At 55.4% G+C, this 13,923-nt stretch carries 13 protein-coding genes; 9 read left to right on the top strand and 4 right to left on the bottom strand.

Annotation, left to right across the window (positions count from 1 at the left end):
* The first annotated feature begins 6 nt into the window (after positions 1 to 6).
* Both ACKI5T_RS17325 and ACKI5T_RS17320 read left to right on the top strand, forming a co-directional pair.
* Complete coding sequence (locus tag ACKI5T_RS17325; RefSeq protein ID WP_186753671.1) at positions 7 to 516, top strand: TRAP transporter small permease; 510 nt, start codon at positions 7 to 9, stop codon at positions 514 to 516.
* A gap of 10 nt (positions 517 to 526) precedes the next feature.
* Complete coding sequence (locus ACKI5T_RS17320) at positions 527 to 1,813, top strand: TRAP transporter large permease (protein ID WP_407439044.1); 1,287 nt, start codon at positions 527 to 529, stop codon at positions 1,811 to 1,813.
* Positions 1,814 to 1,982: 169 nt separating this feature from the next.
* Here the strand turns inward: ACKI5T_RS17320 and zntA are convergent, their stop codons facing one another.
* Both zntA and ACKI5T_RS17310 read right to left on the bottom strand, forming a co-directional pair.
* Positions 1,983 to 4,169 (bottom strand): Zn(II)/Cd(II)/Pb(II) translocating P-type ATPase ZntA, encoded by a 2,187-nt coding sequence (gene zntA / locus ACKI5T_RS17315; protein WP_407439042.1) that lies wholly within the window; start codon positions 4,167 to 4,169, stop codon positions 1,983 to 1,985.
* Between the two features lie 75 nt (positions 4,170 to 4,244).
* The gene (locus ACKI5T_RS17310) at positions 4,245 to 4,871 is read right to left on the bottom strand and encodes a lysoplasmalogenase (protein ID WP_235134237.1); all 627 of its coding nucleotides are present in this window, start codon (positions 4,869 to 4,871) and stop codon (positions 4,245 to 4,247) included.
* Between the two features lie 129 nt (positions 4,872 to 5,000).
* Here ACKI5T_RS17310 and ACKI5T_RS17305 point away from each other — a divergent pair, with 129 nt between their 5' ends.
* Positions 5,001 to 5,360 carry a DUF2500 domain-containing protein gene (locus ACKI5T_RS17305; RefSeq protein ID WP_407439040.1) on the top strand — a complete coding sequence of 120 codons (360 nt, stop codon included), beginning with the start codon at positions 5,001 to 5,003 and terminating at the stop codon, positions 5,358 to 5,360.
* A 237-nt stretch (positions 5,361 to 5,597) separates the two neighbouring features.
* Here the strand turns inward: ACKI5T_RS17305 and ACKI5T_RS17300 are convergent, their stop codons facing one another.
* Entirely contained in the window at positions 5,598 to 5,879 is a 282-nt protein-coding gene (locus ACKI5T_RS17300; protein WP_407439038.1) for a DUF1145 family protein, read from the bottom strand.
* Positions 5,863 to 6,462, bottom strand: coding sequence for a 16S rRNA (guanine(966)-N(2))-methyltransferase (gene rsmD / locus ACKI5T_RS17295; RefSeq protein WP_407439036.1), 600 nt, complete (start codon positions 6,460 to 6,462; stop codon positions 5,863 to 5,865). Before rsmD ends, ACKI5T_RS17300 begins: the two co-directional genes overlap by 17 nt.
* A 138-nt stretch (positions 6,463 to 6,600) precedes the next feature.
* Between rsmD and ftsY the strand changes: the two genes are divergently transcribed.
* The 6 genes from ftsY to ACKI5T_RS17265 all read left to right on the top strand — a co-directional run bounded on the left by ftsY (position 6,601) and on the right by ACKI5T_RS17265 (position 13,691).
* Positions 6,601 to 8,136 (top strand): signal recognition particle-docking protein FtsY, encoded by a 1,536-nt coding sequence (ftsY, locus tag ACKI5T_RS17290; RefSeq protein WP_407439034.1) that lies wholly within the window; start codon positions 6,601 to 6,603, stop codon positions 8,134 to 8,136.
* 2 nt (positions 8,137 to 8,138) lie between these two features.
* Positions 8,139 to 8,804 (top strand): cell division ATP-binding protein FtsE, encoded by a 666-nt coding sequence (gene ftsE, locus ACKI5T_RS17285; protein ID WP_015960827.1) that lies wholly within the window; start codon positions 8,139 to 8,141, stop codon positions 8,802 to 8,804.
* Entirely contained in the window at positions 8,797 to 9,852 is a 1,056-nt protein-coding gene (gene ftsX / locus ACKI5T_RS17280) for a permease-like cell division protein FtsX (RefSeq protein WP_407439032.1), read from the top strand. The genes ftsE and ftsX overlap by 8 nt, the downstream gene beginning before the upstream one ends.
* Positions 9,853 to 10,109: 257 nt before the next feature.
* Positions 10,110 to 10,967 (top strand): RNA polymerase sigma factor RpoH, encoded by an 858-nt coding sequence (gene rpoH / locus ACKI5T_RS17275; protein WP_015960825.1) that lies wholly within the window; start codon positions 10,110 to 10,112, stop codon positions 10,965 to 10,967.
* A 160-nt stretch (positions 10,968 to 11,127) separates the two neighbouring features.
* Entirely contained in the window at positions 11,128 to 12,393 is a 1,266-nt protein-coding gene (locus ACKI5T_RS17270) for a 4-aminobutyrate--2-oxoglutarate transaminase (protein WP_407439030.1), read from the top strand.
* 197 nt (positions 12,394 to 12,590) lie between these two features.
* The gene (locus tag ACKI5T_RS17265; RefSeq protein WP_015960823.1) at positions 12,591 to 13,691 is read left to right on the top strand and encodes a branched-chain amino acid ABC transporter substrate-binding protein; all 1,101 of its coding nucleotides are present in this window, start codon (positions 12,591 to 12,593) and stop codon (positions 13,689 to 13,691) included.
* Positions 13,692 to 13,923: the final 232 nt, after the last annotated feature.

Genomic DNA, 13,923 nt, shown 5'->3' with positions numbered 1-13,923 from the left:
GGACGTATGTCCGAACTCTACCTGAAGTGGATGGACCGCCTGTACCTGTTCGCCATGGCCGTCGCGGGCGTGTCGCTGCTGGTCATGACGATTGTTATCCCTATCGGCATTTTCTCGCGCTATGTGCTCAATCGCGGGGAATCCTGGCCGGAACCGATCGCGATTATTTGCATGGTGACTTTCACCTTTATCGGTGCGGCGGTGGGGTACCGCGCCGGGTCGCATATCGCCGTGAATATGCTCACCGATCGCTTGCCCGACATGCTCAAAAACCTGTGCGCCAGGGTAGTGGATCTGCTGATGCTGCTGATTTCCGCACTGATCTTCTGGTACAGCCTGCTGCTGTGTATCGAACTGTGGGAGCAGCCCGTCGCAGAGTTCCCCATCCTCACGTCGGGTGAAAGCTATCTGCCGTTGCCGGTAGGTTCGGCCATTCTGATTCTGTTTGTCATCGAGCGTTTGCTGTTTGGCTCGCAGGAAAACCGTCCGGTCGTGTTGATCGGTAACCACAGTTAAGGGGTGAACAATGGATGCGTTTATTTTGTTATTCACCCTCGCCATTTTGTTGGCGCTGGGGATGCCGGTGGCCTTCGCCGTCGGGCTAAGTGCGGTTGCGGGTGCGCTATGGATTGACCTGCCGCTGGAAGCGTTGATGATCCAGATTACCAGCGGGGTGAATAAATTCACGCTGCTGGCGATCCCATTCTTTATCCTGGCGGGCGCGATCATGGCGGAAGGGGGCATTGCGCGACGGCTGGTGAATTTCGCGTACATTTTCGTCGGCTTCATTCGCGGCGGACTGTCGCTGGTCAATATCGTCGCATCGACGTTTTTCGGCGCGATTTCCGGTTCATCGGTGGCGGATACCGCGTCAATCGGCAGCGTGATGATCCCCGAAATGGAGAAAAAGGGGTATCCGCGCGAGTACGCCGCCGCGGTGACGGCCAGCGGATCGGTGCAGGCGATTTTGATTCCGCCCAGCCATAACTCGGTGATTTACTCGCTGGCGGCGGGCGGTACGGTGTCGATCGCCACGCTGTTTATCGCAGGCGTACTACCAGGGTTATTGCTCGGGTTTAGCCTGATGATTTTGTGTCTGGGTTTTGCGCACAAACGCGGCTACCCGAAAGGTGAAAAAATCCCGTTTAAGCAGGCGGTGAAGATTTTCTTCGATGCGCTGTGGGGGTTGTTGACGGTGGTGATCATTCTGGGCGGAATTTTGTCCGGCATATTCACCGCGACAGAATCGGCGGCAGTCGCTTGTCTGTGGGCGTTTTTCGTCACCATGTTTATCTATCGCGATTACAAGTGGAAAGAGCTGCCGAAACTGATGTGTCGCACGGTGAAAACGGTCACGATCGTGATGATCCTGATTGGCTTTGCGGCAGCGTTTGGCGCGGTGATGACCTACATGCAACTGCCGATGCGGATCACCGAGTTCTTTACATCGCTGTCGGATAACAAGTACGTGATCCTGATGTACCTCAACATCATGCTGCTGCTGATTGGCACGCTGATGGACATGGCGCCGCTGATCCTGATTTTGACGCCAGTACTCTTGCCGGTGACCAACTCGCTGGGTATCGATCCGGTGCACTTCGGGATGATCATGATGGTCAATCTGGGGATCGGACTGATTACGCCGCCGGTTGGCTCGGTGCTGTTTGTCGCCAGCGCAGTGAGTAAACAGCGCATCGAAACCGTAATACGCGCGATGTTGCCGTTTTACGCCATGCTGCTGGTGGTGCTGGGGATGGTGACGTATATCCCGGCGATATCATTGTGGCTACCGGGGGTTCTGGGGATGCAGTGACAAGGTAAAAAAAACAGCAACTTCGGTTGCTGTGTGAGTCTTTTCCCCCTCTCCCCGTGGGAGAGGGCCTCAGACTGCACAAGATAAAGAAAACGGCAACTTCGGTTGCCGTTTGAGTGTTTCTCCCTCTCCCCGTGGGGGAGGGCCGGGGTGTGGGCATCAGGCCGCTCTATTTCTTTCGCAACAGCCTCAGCGCATTTGCCGTCACCAGCACCGTCGCACCGGTATCTGCCAGCACGGCCAGCCACAGTCCGGTGATGCCCAGCAGCGTGGTGACAAGGAAAATCCCTTTCAGCCCCAGCGCAATGCCAATGTTCTGGCGGATATTGGCACGCGTCGCGCGCGCCAGGCCGATCATCTGCGCCAGCCCGGTCAGACGGTTATGAGTCAGCGCGGCATCGGCGGTTTCCAGCGCCACGTCGGTGCCGCTACCCATCGCGATCCCGATGGTCGAGGCTTTCATCGCCGGAGCGTCGTTAATGCCATCGCCCACCATCGCCAGCGGTGCCCGACCGTTGAGCTCGGTGACGGCCTGCACTTTATCGGCAGGCAATAATCCGGCTTTGAATTCAAGGCCCAGCTCATTGGCAATAGCGGCAGCGGCGCGTGGATTATCCCCCGTCAGGATCACACCCTGAATACCCAGTTGATGTAGCGCAGCAACGGCCTCTTTGGCATCGTCACGCAGCGTATCGCGCAGCGCCAGAATGCCTTTTTCGACGCCGTCTACGGCCACAATGATGACGGTCTGCCCGGCCTGTTCCAGCTCACTAATTTGCTGGCTCAGCGCCTGCGACGGGAATTTATCAGCGGCGGTGATCAGTACTTTTTTGCCGTCTACATTGGCTTCGATTCCTGAACCGACCAGCGCACGCTGCTCGCTGGCTGCCGGAAGGGTTAAGCCGCGCGACTGCGCCTCACGCACAATGGCCTGCGCCAGCGGGTGAGTGGAGCCTTGTTCGACGGCGGCGGCCAGCGTCAGCAGGGTGTCCTCGGTCGATTCAAGCGGATAAACGCCGGTGACCTGCGGTTTGCCCACGGTGAGCGTGCCGGTCTTATCGAAAGCGACGAGCTGAATCTGGCTAAGCTGTTCCAGCGCTGCGCCGCCTTTAATCAATGCCCCGCGGCGTGCCGCAGCGGCCAGACCGGAAGTGATCGCCGCAGGCGTCGAAATCACCAGTGCGCACGGACAACCGATCAGCAGCAGCGTCAGCCCTTTGTAAATCCACTCCTGCCAGGAGGCAGCGAAAAGCAGCGGCGGGATAATCGTTACCAGCAGGGCGATGAGCATAATCACGGGGGTGTAAATTCGGCTGAAACGGTCAATAAAACGCTCGACGGGTGCGCGGCGCTCTTCGGCTTCTTCAATGAGTTTCAGAATGCGGTCGATGGCGCTTTCGCCAGGTTCGGAGAGCACGCTGAGCTGCACCAGACGGTCAACGCTGGTGGCACCCGCAGGCACTTTTTCGCCCGTCGCGCGCTCGACGGGAATGGATTCGCCGGTCAGCGCGCTTTCATCAAAACTCGCCGTGGCGGTGATTAAGGCGCCATCAGCAGGCAGACGCCCTCCGGCAGCCACTTCAATCACATCGCCCGGACGCAGCGTGTTGATGGCCACGGTCTGGCGCTCGCCGTTGAATACCCGCGTGGCGGTTTCGGGTTTTAATGCCATTAAAGCGCTGACGCCTTTACGCGCGCGGCTCGCGGCCCAGCCTTCAAGGCGTTCACCCACCAGAAACAACAGCAGGACCATTGCGGCTTCTGCCGTCGCGCCGATAAACAGCGCGCCGATGGCCGCGATGCTCATCAGCGTTTCAATTGCAAACCAGCTTCCGCTTTTCATCAGGCGCAGCGCCTGACGGGCTATCGGAAACAGCCCCACCAGCGTGGCGGCGATAAACGCCAGATTGCCTAACGGATGATTGAAATGCTCCAGCCCCCAGCTTAACGCCATCATGACTATCAGGGTGATGAGCGGCAGATTATCACGCAGCGGAGAGACTTTTTCGGCGGGCGCATCTTCGGCTCTGAGGGAATACCCGGCTTGGGTGACTGCCGCTTCGACGGCGGCGCTCACGTCATTTTCTGCACTGATCAGCAGCTTTTCCGTGGCGAACAGGACCTGGACGTGGTTGACGCCCGCGACCTGTTTTACCGCGTTTTCCACTTTGCGGGCGCAGGCGGCGCAGTCCATTCCGTTGACGACCCAAGTGTAACGTTCACCGCTGGCGGGCAGTACTGGAGCGCTTTGTGTGTCACACGTACCTGCGCTGCAGCAATCTTCTTTCGCGGGGACGGGGCTAAGTTTGAGCGCCGAAAATTGCGGCACTTTTTTAGATGTGTCTGGAGTCGACATGGCACTCTCCGGTAATGATAATTTTCTCATTAACCGCAGCATACACTTTGGAGTCGACTCCAGAGTCAAGCGTTATTAGATATACAGCGAACGCACGATCAGGAAGTGGCCGCCGAAGTAGCAAGCCGCTGCAATGGCGTTATCCGCGCGGAAACGACGACGATAATGGCTGCCCAGCCAGACGATATTCCCCAGCAATAGCAGCGTGGCGCCAAAGAAAGCCGACATCGCAGGTGCGGTTGGGCGGAAGAACCACAGTTCACCGGCAAGCCAGACCATCACCAGCGTCATGGCGATAAACGTACACACCGGCCAGCGCATCTCTTCGAGGCGCGTCCAGACAACCGCAACCAGCAGCGCACCAATTACCAGCAAAATCAGCGGCAGCGGCCAGAAGAAGGACAGCGTCATCTGGCTGGCGAAATAGATGGTGTAAAGCAGATGTGAGAGGAAAAACGCCCCGACGGCGTATAACACGCGCTGACGCGGGAGTAGCGTTAACGCATCGCCAATGAGCGAGGCGCACAGGCCAGCCAGCACCAGATAACTCACCGCGTTAAACATTGGCGCCTGCCAGGCGAGCAAAAGTAGCAGCAGTAGCGTGACGGGCTTAAACAACCAGCGCTGCCACACGGGACCGCGATACGACGCATCGACGTAGAGCCATGCGGAAAAACAGACAGCGATAAATGACCAAAGCATATTAACTCCCTGTATCTGTTATTTTTGAATAAACATTCTCTGATTCAGTGTAGTGACGCGGGCGGGCGTTTGGCAATGCCGGATCCGGCGAGGTATCCTGATTTCCGCATAATCTGATGGGATTCAACAATGAGCAAAATGCCGATTTTTTTGATTATCGTGGTGGTGGTCATTGTGATTGCCGCCTCGTTTCGTTTTGTGCAGCAGCGCCGCGAAAGGGCCGATAACGACGCTGCACCGCTTCTGCAAAAACGCGCGGTGGTGAGCAACAAACGCGAGAAAGCGCTCGATAACCGACGCTCTCGCCAGCAGCAGGTGACGCCTGCTGGCACAGCGATGCGTTATGAAGTGAGTTTTAAGCCGCAAAGCGGCGGGCTGGAGATGACCTTTCGCGTCGATGAAAAGCACTATCATCAGCTCACGGTGGGTGAGAAAGGGACGCTGAGTTACAAGGGATCGCGGTTTGAGGGGTTTACGGCGGAGCCGTAGTTTCCCCTTACCCTGACCTTCTAAGGGACGAGGATTATGGCGCGGTTTCTGGCAATGCGGATGCGTTCTTATTTTCCCTCTCCCCGTGGGAGAGAGTTAGGGCGCGGTTTCTGGCAATGCGGATGCGTTCTTATTTTCCCTCTCCCCGTGGGAGAGGGTTAGGGTGCGGTTTCTGGCAATGCGGATGTGTTCTTATTTTCCCTCTCCCTGTGGGAGAGGGTGAGGGCATCAGGCCGCTTATTTCTTAACCTGCGCCTTAAACATTTTCATCCACACCAGCAGCTCGAACACGCCAAAAATAAACACGCGCAGCTGCTGCCAACCCGTCATCGGCGGGCTGTCTTTCGGTAAGCCGTTTTTCAGCATCACCATCTGCAGGGCATGCATAAACGCGGTGAATATGAGCGCCACGTTGACGAAAATGTTCAGCGGGCGCGGGAACGGATGGACCAGATTCAGGATCAGAAACGCCCAAACGCCCACCATCAGCAAACGCCCAACGTTAATCAGGATCGGCATGAGACTCTCCTTGTACTTCACGGTGATATAGACGATAGGCAACCTGCCCGGCAACCTGTTCACGATGTAAGTTCCAGTCCACGGGCACCGGCGGTAATCCATTTTCGACTTCGCTTTCGACGTAAATCAGCGCGTCATCCGCCAGCCAGCCGTTATTTTCCAGCAGCGTGAGTGTCTCTTCCAGTAGCCCTTTACGGAACGGCGGATCGATAAACACCACGTCGTGCGGCGTGCCCGGCTGCGCGAGGAACGCAAGCGTGTTGGTCGTGACCACCTTGGCATTCGTTGCTTTGAGCGTAGCGAGGTTTTGCTGTAATTGCTGCGCAACGCCACGTTCCATCTCCAGCAGCGTGGCGCTGGCGGCATAACGCGACAGGGCTTCGAGGCCCAGCGCACCGCTTCCGGCGAAGCAATCCAGGCATTTCGCGTCTACCATCGATGGGGCCAGCCAGTTAAACAGCGTTTCTCTGACGCGATCGGTCGTGGGGCGCAGACCTGGGCTATCGGGCACAGGCAGTTTACGGCCACGCCACTGGCCGCCGATAATGCGAATTTGTCCGGCCGGGCGGTTTGTTTTCTTCATTTCTGGAAAGCTCTGCTAACAATTGGCCTGCGATTCCAGGCGGTGATGTCAATTAAGTAAAGTGTTAGACTATTTCATCATTTTTATAGCTTCCATGTATATAGCGCCAGAAATTAACCGCAAGGGGTGTAGTCGCAGATGGCAAAACAAAAAAAACGTGGCTTCTTTTCCTGGTTGGGCTTTGGTGAAAAAGAGCAAGAAACAGAACAGAAAACCGAAGAGCAACAGGCGGTTGAAGAACAATTACAGCCAGAAACGCCCGTTGAAACGGCGGCGATAGTCGAAGCGGAAGAACAGACTCACAGCAAAGAAGAGACTGAAGCTTTCGCCGAAGAGGTTGTTGAGGTCACTGAGCAGGTTCAGGAAAGTGAAAAACCGCAGCCTGTTGAAGCCGAACCGGCTGTTGCAGAGCCTGTAGTCGAGGCGCTCGTTGAGCCGGTGGTTGAAGAAACCCCGCGCGCTGTGGTTGAACACGAAGAGTTGCCGCTGCCGGAAGAGGTGAAAGCCGAAGAAATTTTACCGGAAGAGTGGCAGGCAGAAGCCGAAACCGTTGAGGCTGTCGAAACGGTTGAAGACGCGTTCGTCGAACAAAAGGCGGCTGAAGAGGCCGACAACGAACCTGAAATTACTGACGAAGAGCTCGAAGCGCAGGCGCTGGCAGCGGTTGCCGCAGAAGAAGCGGAAATCGTTGTTCCGGTCGCGGAAGCGGACGAGCCTGTCGAAGAGATCGTTCAGGAGCAGGAAAAACCCACCAAAGAAGGTTTCTTCGCCCGCCTGAAACGCAGCTTGCTGAAGACGAAAGAAAATCTCGGTTCCGGATTTATCAGTCTGTTCCGCGGTAAAAAGATCGACGATGATCTGTTCGAAGAGCTGGAAGAGCAACTGCTGATCGCGGATGTCGGCGTAGAGACGACCCGTAAAATCATCGCCAGTCTGACCGAAGGCGCGAGCCGTAAACAGCTTCGCGATGCCGAGGCACTGTACGGTCTGCTGAAAGACGAGATGGGCGAAATTCTCGCAAAAGTTGACGAACCGCTTAATATTGAAGGCAAAACACCGTTTGTTATTCTGATGGTCGGCGTCAATGGCGTGGGTAAAACCACCACGATCGGTAAGATGGCGCGTCAGTTTGAGCAGCAGGGCAAATCGGTCATGCTGGCGGCGGGCGATACCTTCCGTGCGGCGGCCGTTGAGCAGCTCCAGGTCTGGGGCCAGCGTAACGACATCCCGGTGATTGCGCAGCATACGGGCGCAGATTCCGCGTCGGTTATCTTCGATGCCATTCAGGCGGCGAAGGCGCGTAACGTGGACGTGTTGATTGCCGATACCGCAGGGCGTTTGCAGAATAAATCGCACCTGATGGAAGAACTGAAAAAAATCGTCCGTGTGATGAAGAAGCTGGACGAAGACGCGCCGCATGAAATTATGCTGACGCTGGACGCCAGCACCGGGCAGAACGCTATCAGCCAGGCGAAGCTGTTCCATGAGGCGGTAGGGCTGACCGGCATTACGCTGACTAAACTGGACGGCACCGCGAAAGGGGGAGTGATCTTCTCCGTGGCGGATCAGTTCGGTATTCCAATCCGCTACATTGGTGTCGGCGAACGTATCGAGGATTTGCGTCCGTTTAAATCGGACGACTTTATTGAGGCACTTTTTGCCCGAGAGGATTAACAATGATTCGCTTTGAACATGTCAGCAAGGCCTATCTCGGTGGGAGACAAGCGTTGCAGGGAGTGACATTTCACCTGCAGCCAGGCGAGATGGCATTCCTGACCGGCCATTCCGGCGCGGGAAAAAGTACCCTGCTCAAGCTTATCTGTGGGATCGAGCGGCCAAGCGCCGGGAAAATCTTATTTGGAGGCCATGATATTAGCCGCCTTAAAAACCGTGAGGTGCCGTTTTTACGTCGCCAGATCGGGATGATTTTCCAGGATCACCACCTGCTGATGGATCGCACTGTTTTCGATAACGTTGCCATTCCGTTGATTATCGCGGGTGCCAGTTTTGATGATATCCGCCGTCGCGTTTCAGCGGCGCTGGACAAAGTGGGGCTGTTAGACAAAGCGAAAAATTTCCCGATCCAGCTCTCTGGCGGTGAACAACAGCGCGTGGGTATTGCCCGTGCAGTTGTGAACAAACCCGCTGTTTTGCTGGCGGACGAACCGACCGGTAACCTGGACGATGCGCTCTCGGAAGGGATTTTGCGTCTGTTTGAGGAGTTTAACCGCGTTGGCGTGACGGTATTGATGGCAACGCACGACATCGGCCTTATCTCGCGTCGTTCGTACCGCATGCTGTCGCTGAGCGACGGTCATTTGCATGGAGGCCTGAGTGAATAAGCGCGATGCAATAAACCAGATTCGTCAGTTTGGTAATCGATTTGACCGTTTCCGTCCTTCGCAGGGCGGTGGTGACGGCAACCGAAACTCGCCGAAACGTGCCAAATCGTCACCGAAACCGCAGTCGCGGAAAACCAACGTGTTTAACGAGCAGGTGCGTTACGCCTTCCAGGGCGCGTTGCAGGATCTGAAAAGCAAACCGCTGGCCACGTTCCTGACGGTGATGGTGATTGCCATCTCCCTGACGCTGCCGAGCGTTTGCTACATGGTCTACAAAAACGTTAATCAGGCCGCGTCGCAATATTATCCTTCGCCGCAAATTACGGTGTATCTGGATAAAGCTCTCGACGATAACGCCGCGGCGCAGGTGGTGGGACAACTCCAGTCTGAACAGGGTGTGGAGAAGGTTAACTATCTCTCGCGTGACGAAGCGCTGGGTGAGTTCCGCAACTGGTCTGGCTTTGGTGGCGCGCTGGATATGCTTGAAGAAAACCCGTTGCCTGCTGTGGCGGTGGTCATTCCCAAGCTAGATTTCCAGGGTACTGAATCGCTGAACACCTTGCGCGATCGCATCAGCCAGGTGAGGGGTATTGATGAAGTACGCATGGACGACAGCTGGTTTGCGCGTCTGGCATCACTTACCGGCCTGGTTGGCCGCGTGGCGGCAATGATTGGCGTGTTGATGGTGGCGGCGGTGTTCCTCGTCATCGGTAACAGCGTGCGCCTGAGTATCTTTGCCCGTCGCGATACGATTAACGTGCAAAAACTGATTGGTGCGACGGACGGATTTATCCTGCGTCCGTTCCTGTACGGCGGCGCATTGCTCGGTTTTTCCGGTGCATTTCTTTCACTGATATTGTCAGAAATTTTGGTGATGCGGCTCTCTTCCGCGGTGACGGAAGTGGCACAAGTTTTTGGAACTAAGTTTGATATCAGTGGGTTAGGCTTTGATGAGTGCCTGTTGTTACTGCTGGTCTGTTCGATGATCGGCTGGATCGCAGCATGGCTCGCGACCGTCCAACATTTACGCCACTTTACCCCCCAATAAAAAATTTCTGATATAATCTTTCCCTGCAATGAGTACTTCACTCGGCAGGGAAAGAGTATCTGTTCACTCTCCTCCCGCGAACCGCAATCCATGTCACATTTTGTGCGTAATCTATTCACCGCAGTACATGGAACTTGTGGATAAAATCACGGTCTGATAAAAGAGTGAATGTTAGTCTCGCTGCTCAAATGCTTTGGCATGCTTGTTGCCTGATGGGGACAAACCACCGCCAGAAGACACTAAATTGAGAGGAATGAATGACCAAAGAAATGCAAACTTTAGCTTTAGCCCCTGTTGGTAACCTGGAATCTTACATCCGGGCCGCTAACACTTGGCCGATGTTGACGGCCGAGGAAGAAAAGGAGCTTGCTGAAAAGCTGCATTACCAGGGCGATCTGGAAGCAGCTAAGACGCTGATCCTGTCTCACCTGCGCTTTGTTGTTCACGTTGCTCGTAATTATTCGGGCTACGGCCTACCGCAGGCGGACTTGATTCAGGAAGGCAACATCGGCCTCATGAAGGCTGTGCGTCGCTTCAACCCAGAAGTGGGTGTGCGACTGGTGTCTTTCGCCGTGCACTGGATTAAAGCTGAAATTCACGAATACGTTCTGCGTAACTGGCGTATCGTAAAAGTGGCGACCACCAAAGCGCAGCGCAAGCTGTTCTTCAACCTGCGTAAAGCCAAGCAGCGTCTGGGCTGGTTCAACCAGGAAGAAGTCGAAATGGTGGCGCGCGAGCTGGGTGTTTCCAGTAAAGACGTGCGCGAGATGGAATCCCGTATGGCCGCGCAGGATATGACGTTTGATATGTCTTCCGACGACGATGCGCAGGATAGCCAGCCGATGGCGCCGGTTCTGTATCTCCAGGATAAAACCTCTAACTTTGCCGACGGCATTGAAGAGGACAACTGGGAAGATCAGGCCGCGAACAAACTGACCCACGCGATGGAAGGTCTCGACGAGCGTAGCCAGGCGATTATCCGCGCCCGTTGGCTGGACGAAGACAACAAGTCAACGCTGCAGGAACTGGCAGACCGCTACGGCGTCTCCGCTGAACGTGTACGTCAGCTTGAAAAGAACGCCATGAAAAAACTTCGCGCCGCTATCGAAGCGTAATCCCAGCGAAGTCCCCGATAACCCCTGGATGTAAATCTGGGGGTTTTGCTTTTCTGCTCCCCGCTTATTTTTCTGCGCCGCTCTGGCGAATTTCTCCCCCGTGGCAAACACTTACAGATGCGCTGTAGGTATCGCTTGCTGACAACTTTAGGGGGATGGGGTGAAAAATAACGAATTGAATGAACGGCGTTTACAGGCCACGCCACGTGGAGTCGGCGTCATGTGTGGGTTCTACGCCGACAAAGCCGAAAATGCGACCCTGTGGGATGTAGAAGGCAACGAAGTGATCGACTTCGCGGCGGGCATCGCGGTGCTCAATACCGGTCATCGCCATCCCAAAGTGATCGCCGCCATTGAAAACCAGCTGCAATCCTTCACCCATACGGCCTATCAGATCGTGCCTTACGAGAGTTACATCGCCTTAGCGGAACGTATCAACGCCCGCGTGCCGATCGACGGGCCAGCAAAAACGGCGTTCTTCTCGACGGGCGCTGAAGCGGTGGAAAACGCTGTCAAAATCGCGCGAGCTTACACCAAACGCCCCGGACTCATCACCTTTGGCGGTGCGTTCCATGGCCGTACCTTTATGACCATGGCGCTCACGGGCAAAGTGGCCCCGTACAAAATTGGCTTTGGCCCGTTCCCCGGCTCGGTTTACCACGCGCAATACCCCAACATGCTGCACGGCGTTAGCTCGCAAGAGGCGTTGAGAAGCGTTGAGCGTATCTTCAAAGCGGATATCGCACCCGATCAGGTGGCCGCTATCATTCTTGAGCCGGTTCAGGGTGAAGGTGGGTTTAACGTTGCGCCGGCCGATTTCATGCAGGGGCTGCGTGCGCTGTGCGATACCCACGGCATTTTGCTGATCGCAGATGAGGTGCAAACCGGCTTTGCCCGTACCGGCAAACTGTTCTCGATGGAACACCACTGCGTGAAGCCTGATTTAATCACCATGGCGAAAAGTCTGGCGGGCGGAATGCCGCTCTCAGCAGTGTCGGGTCGCGCTGACGTGATGGATACCCCGGCGCCTGGTGGATTGGGCGGGACTTATGCGGGTAACCCGCTGGCGATCGCCGCCGCGCTGGCGGTGCTGGACGTCATCGACGAAGACGATCTCTGCACCCGCGCGGCACATCTGGGCCATCATCTGGTGGAAGTGCTGAACAAAGCCAAATCTGATTGCCCGTTTATCGCCGATATTCGCGCCCAAGGGTCGATGGTGGCGGTGGAATTCAATGACCCGGAAACCGGACAGCCGTCCCCAGAATTTACCCGCGAGGTGCAGAACCGCGCGTTGCAGGAAGGTCTGCTGCTGCTGAGCTGCGGCGTGTACGGCAACGTAATTCGCTTCCTCTATCCGCTCACCATTCCTGAAGCACAGTTCCGCAAAGCGCTGGATATTATCTCTGCCTCGCTGACACGTTAAAGCGCTCCGCCCGGCAGCCAACGCTGTCGGGCTTATCATATATTCATTTCAAATTAGCTATTCCAAAATCATAAAAATGGGGTATGTTTTAGCAGAGTGTGCTGAATAAGCGCGAACGGTACACCTATAATTGAAATAAAGCGCTACACAACAACATCACAACAATCGTTATAACCATAATAATGGGGAATCTCAGGATGAATATGAAGGGTAAAGCGTTACTGGCAGGATGTATCGCGTTGGCATTTAGCACAATGGCTCAGGCAGATATTAAAGTGGCCGTTGTCGGTGCGATGTCCGGTCCGGTAGCGCAGTATGGCGATCAGGAATTTACAGGTGCAGAACAAGCGGTTGCAGACATTAATGCCAAAGGCGGAATCAAAGGCGAAAAACTGCAGATCGTAAAATATGATGATGCCTGTGACCCGAAACAAGCGGTTGCAGTCGCGAACAAAGTGGTGAACGACGGAATCAAATACGTTATCGGTCACCTGTGCTCTTCTTCCACTCAGCCCGCGTCTGATATCTACGAAGACGAAGGCATTCTGATGATCACCCCGGCCGCCACTGCGCCAGAGCTGACGGCTCGCGGTTATAAAATGGTGATGCGTACCACCGGTCTGGACTCCGATCAAGGCCCAACGGCGGCAAAATACATTGTGGAGAAAGTGAAGCCTAAGCGCATCGCGATCATTCATGATAAACAGCAGTACGGCGAAGGCCTGGCGCGTTCCGTGCAGGACAACCTGAAGAAAGCCAATGCTAACGTGGTGTTCTTTGACGGTATCACCGCCGGTGAGAAAGACTTCTCCACGCTGGTGGCGCGTCTGAAGAAAGAAAATATCGATTTCGTTTACTACGGTGGCTATCACCCGGAAATGGGTCAGATTCTGCGTCAGGCGCGTGCCGCTGGCCTGAAAACCCACTTCATGGGCCCAGAAGGTGTGGCGAACGTTTCGCTGTCTAACATTGCCGGCGAATCTGCAGAAGGCATGTTAGTGACCAAACCGAAGAACTACGATCAGGTTCCGGCAAACAAACCAATCGTCGAAGCGATCAAAGCGAAGAAACAAGATCCGAGCGGCGCGTTCGTGTGGACCACCTACGCTGCACTGCAGTCTCTGCAGGCGGGCCTGAACCAGTCAGCCGATCCGGCTGAAATCGCGAAATACCTGAAAGCAAATACCGTTGAAACCGTCATGGGGCCGTTGTCCTGGGACGAGAAAGGCGATCTGAAAGGCTTTGAGTTCGGTGTCTTTACCTGGCATGCAGATGGGTCGGCGACTGACGCCAAATAATTTTCCCGTCGCCTTTCGTGCCGCAGGTGCGTTGGCTGCGTGATTCAACCCCGGTCACTTACTGATGTAAGCTCCCGGTTATTTGATCACTGGCCGCCTGCCTGCAACACGAAATTCTCGTGAAACGGCAACGTAAGTTGCCTTTTTTAATGTTTTCTCCCTCTCCCCGTGGGAGAGGGAAATTGCTCGGTGCAATCTTTTCTCTCTCCCCGTGAGAGGGTCGGGGTGAGGG

The organism is Lelliottia sp. (genome assembly GCF_045627565.1).
Taxonomy (GTDB): domain Bacteria; phylum Pseudomonadota; class Gammaproteobacteria; order Enterobacterales; family Enterobacteriaceae; genus Enterobacter.
Note: the sequence above shows the minus strand (reverse complement) of the source record. Positions and strands in the feature narration are given on the sequence as shown.

Bases quoted from the DNA above. Each gene is read 5' to 3' on its own strand.
- ACKI5T_RS17320 (WP_407439044.1), top strand. From the start codon at position 527: ATGGATGCGTTTATTTTGTTATTCACCCTCGCCATTTTGTTGGCGCTG.
- ACKI5T_RS17310 (WP_235134237.1), bottom strand. From the start codon at position 4,871: ATGCTTTGGTCATTTATCGCTGTCTGTTTTTCCGCATGGCTCTACGTC.
- ftsE (WP_015960827.1), top strand. From the start codon at position 8,139: ATGATTCGCTTTGAACATGTCAGCAAGGCCTATCTCGGTGGGAGACAA.
- rsmD (WP_407439036.1), bottom strand. From the start codon at position 6,462: ATGAAGAAAACAAACCGCCCGGCCGGACAAATTCGCATTATCGGCGGC.
- rpoH (WP_015960825.1), top strand. From the start codon at position 10,110: ATGACCAAAGAAATGCAAACTTTAGCTTTAGCCCCTGTTGGTAACCTG.
- ftsY (WP_407439034.1), top strand. From the start codon at position 6,601: ATGGCAAAACAAAAAAAACGTGGCTTCTTTTCCTGGTTGGGCTTTGGT.
- ACKI5T_RS17305 (WP_407439040.1), top strand. From the start codon at position 5,001: ATGAGCAAAATGCCGATTTTTTTGATTATCGTGGTGGTGGTCATTGTG.
- zntA (WP_407439042.1), bottom strand. From the start codon at position 4,169: ATGTCGACTCCAGACACATCTAAAAAAGTGCCGCAATTTTCGGCGCTC.
- ACKI5T_RS17325 (WP_186753671.1), top strand. From the start codon at position 7: ATGTCCGAACTCTACCTGAAGTGGATGGACCGCCTGTACCTGTTCGCC.
- ACKI5T_RS17300 (WP_407439038.1), bottom strand. From the start codon at position 5,879: ATGCCGATCCTGATTAACGTTGGGCGTTTGCTGATGGTGGGCGTTTGG.
- ACKI5T_RS17265 (WP_015960823.1), top strand. From the start codon at position 12,591: ATGAATATGAAGGGTAAAGCGTTACTGGCAGGATGTATCGCGTTGGCA.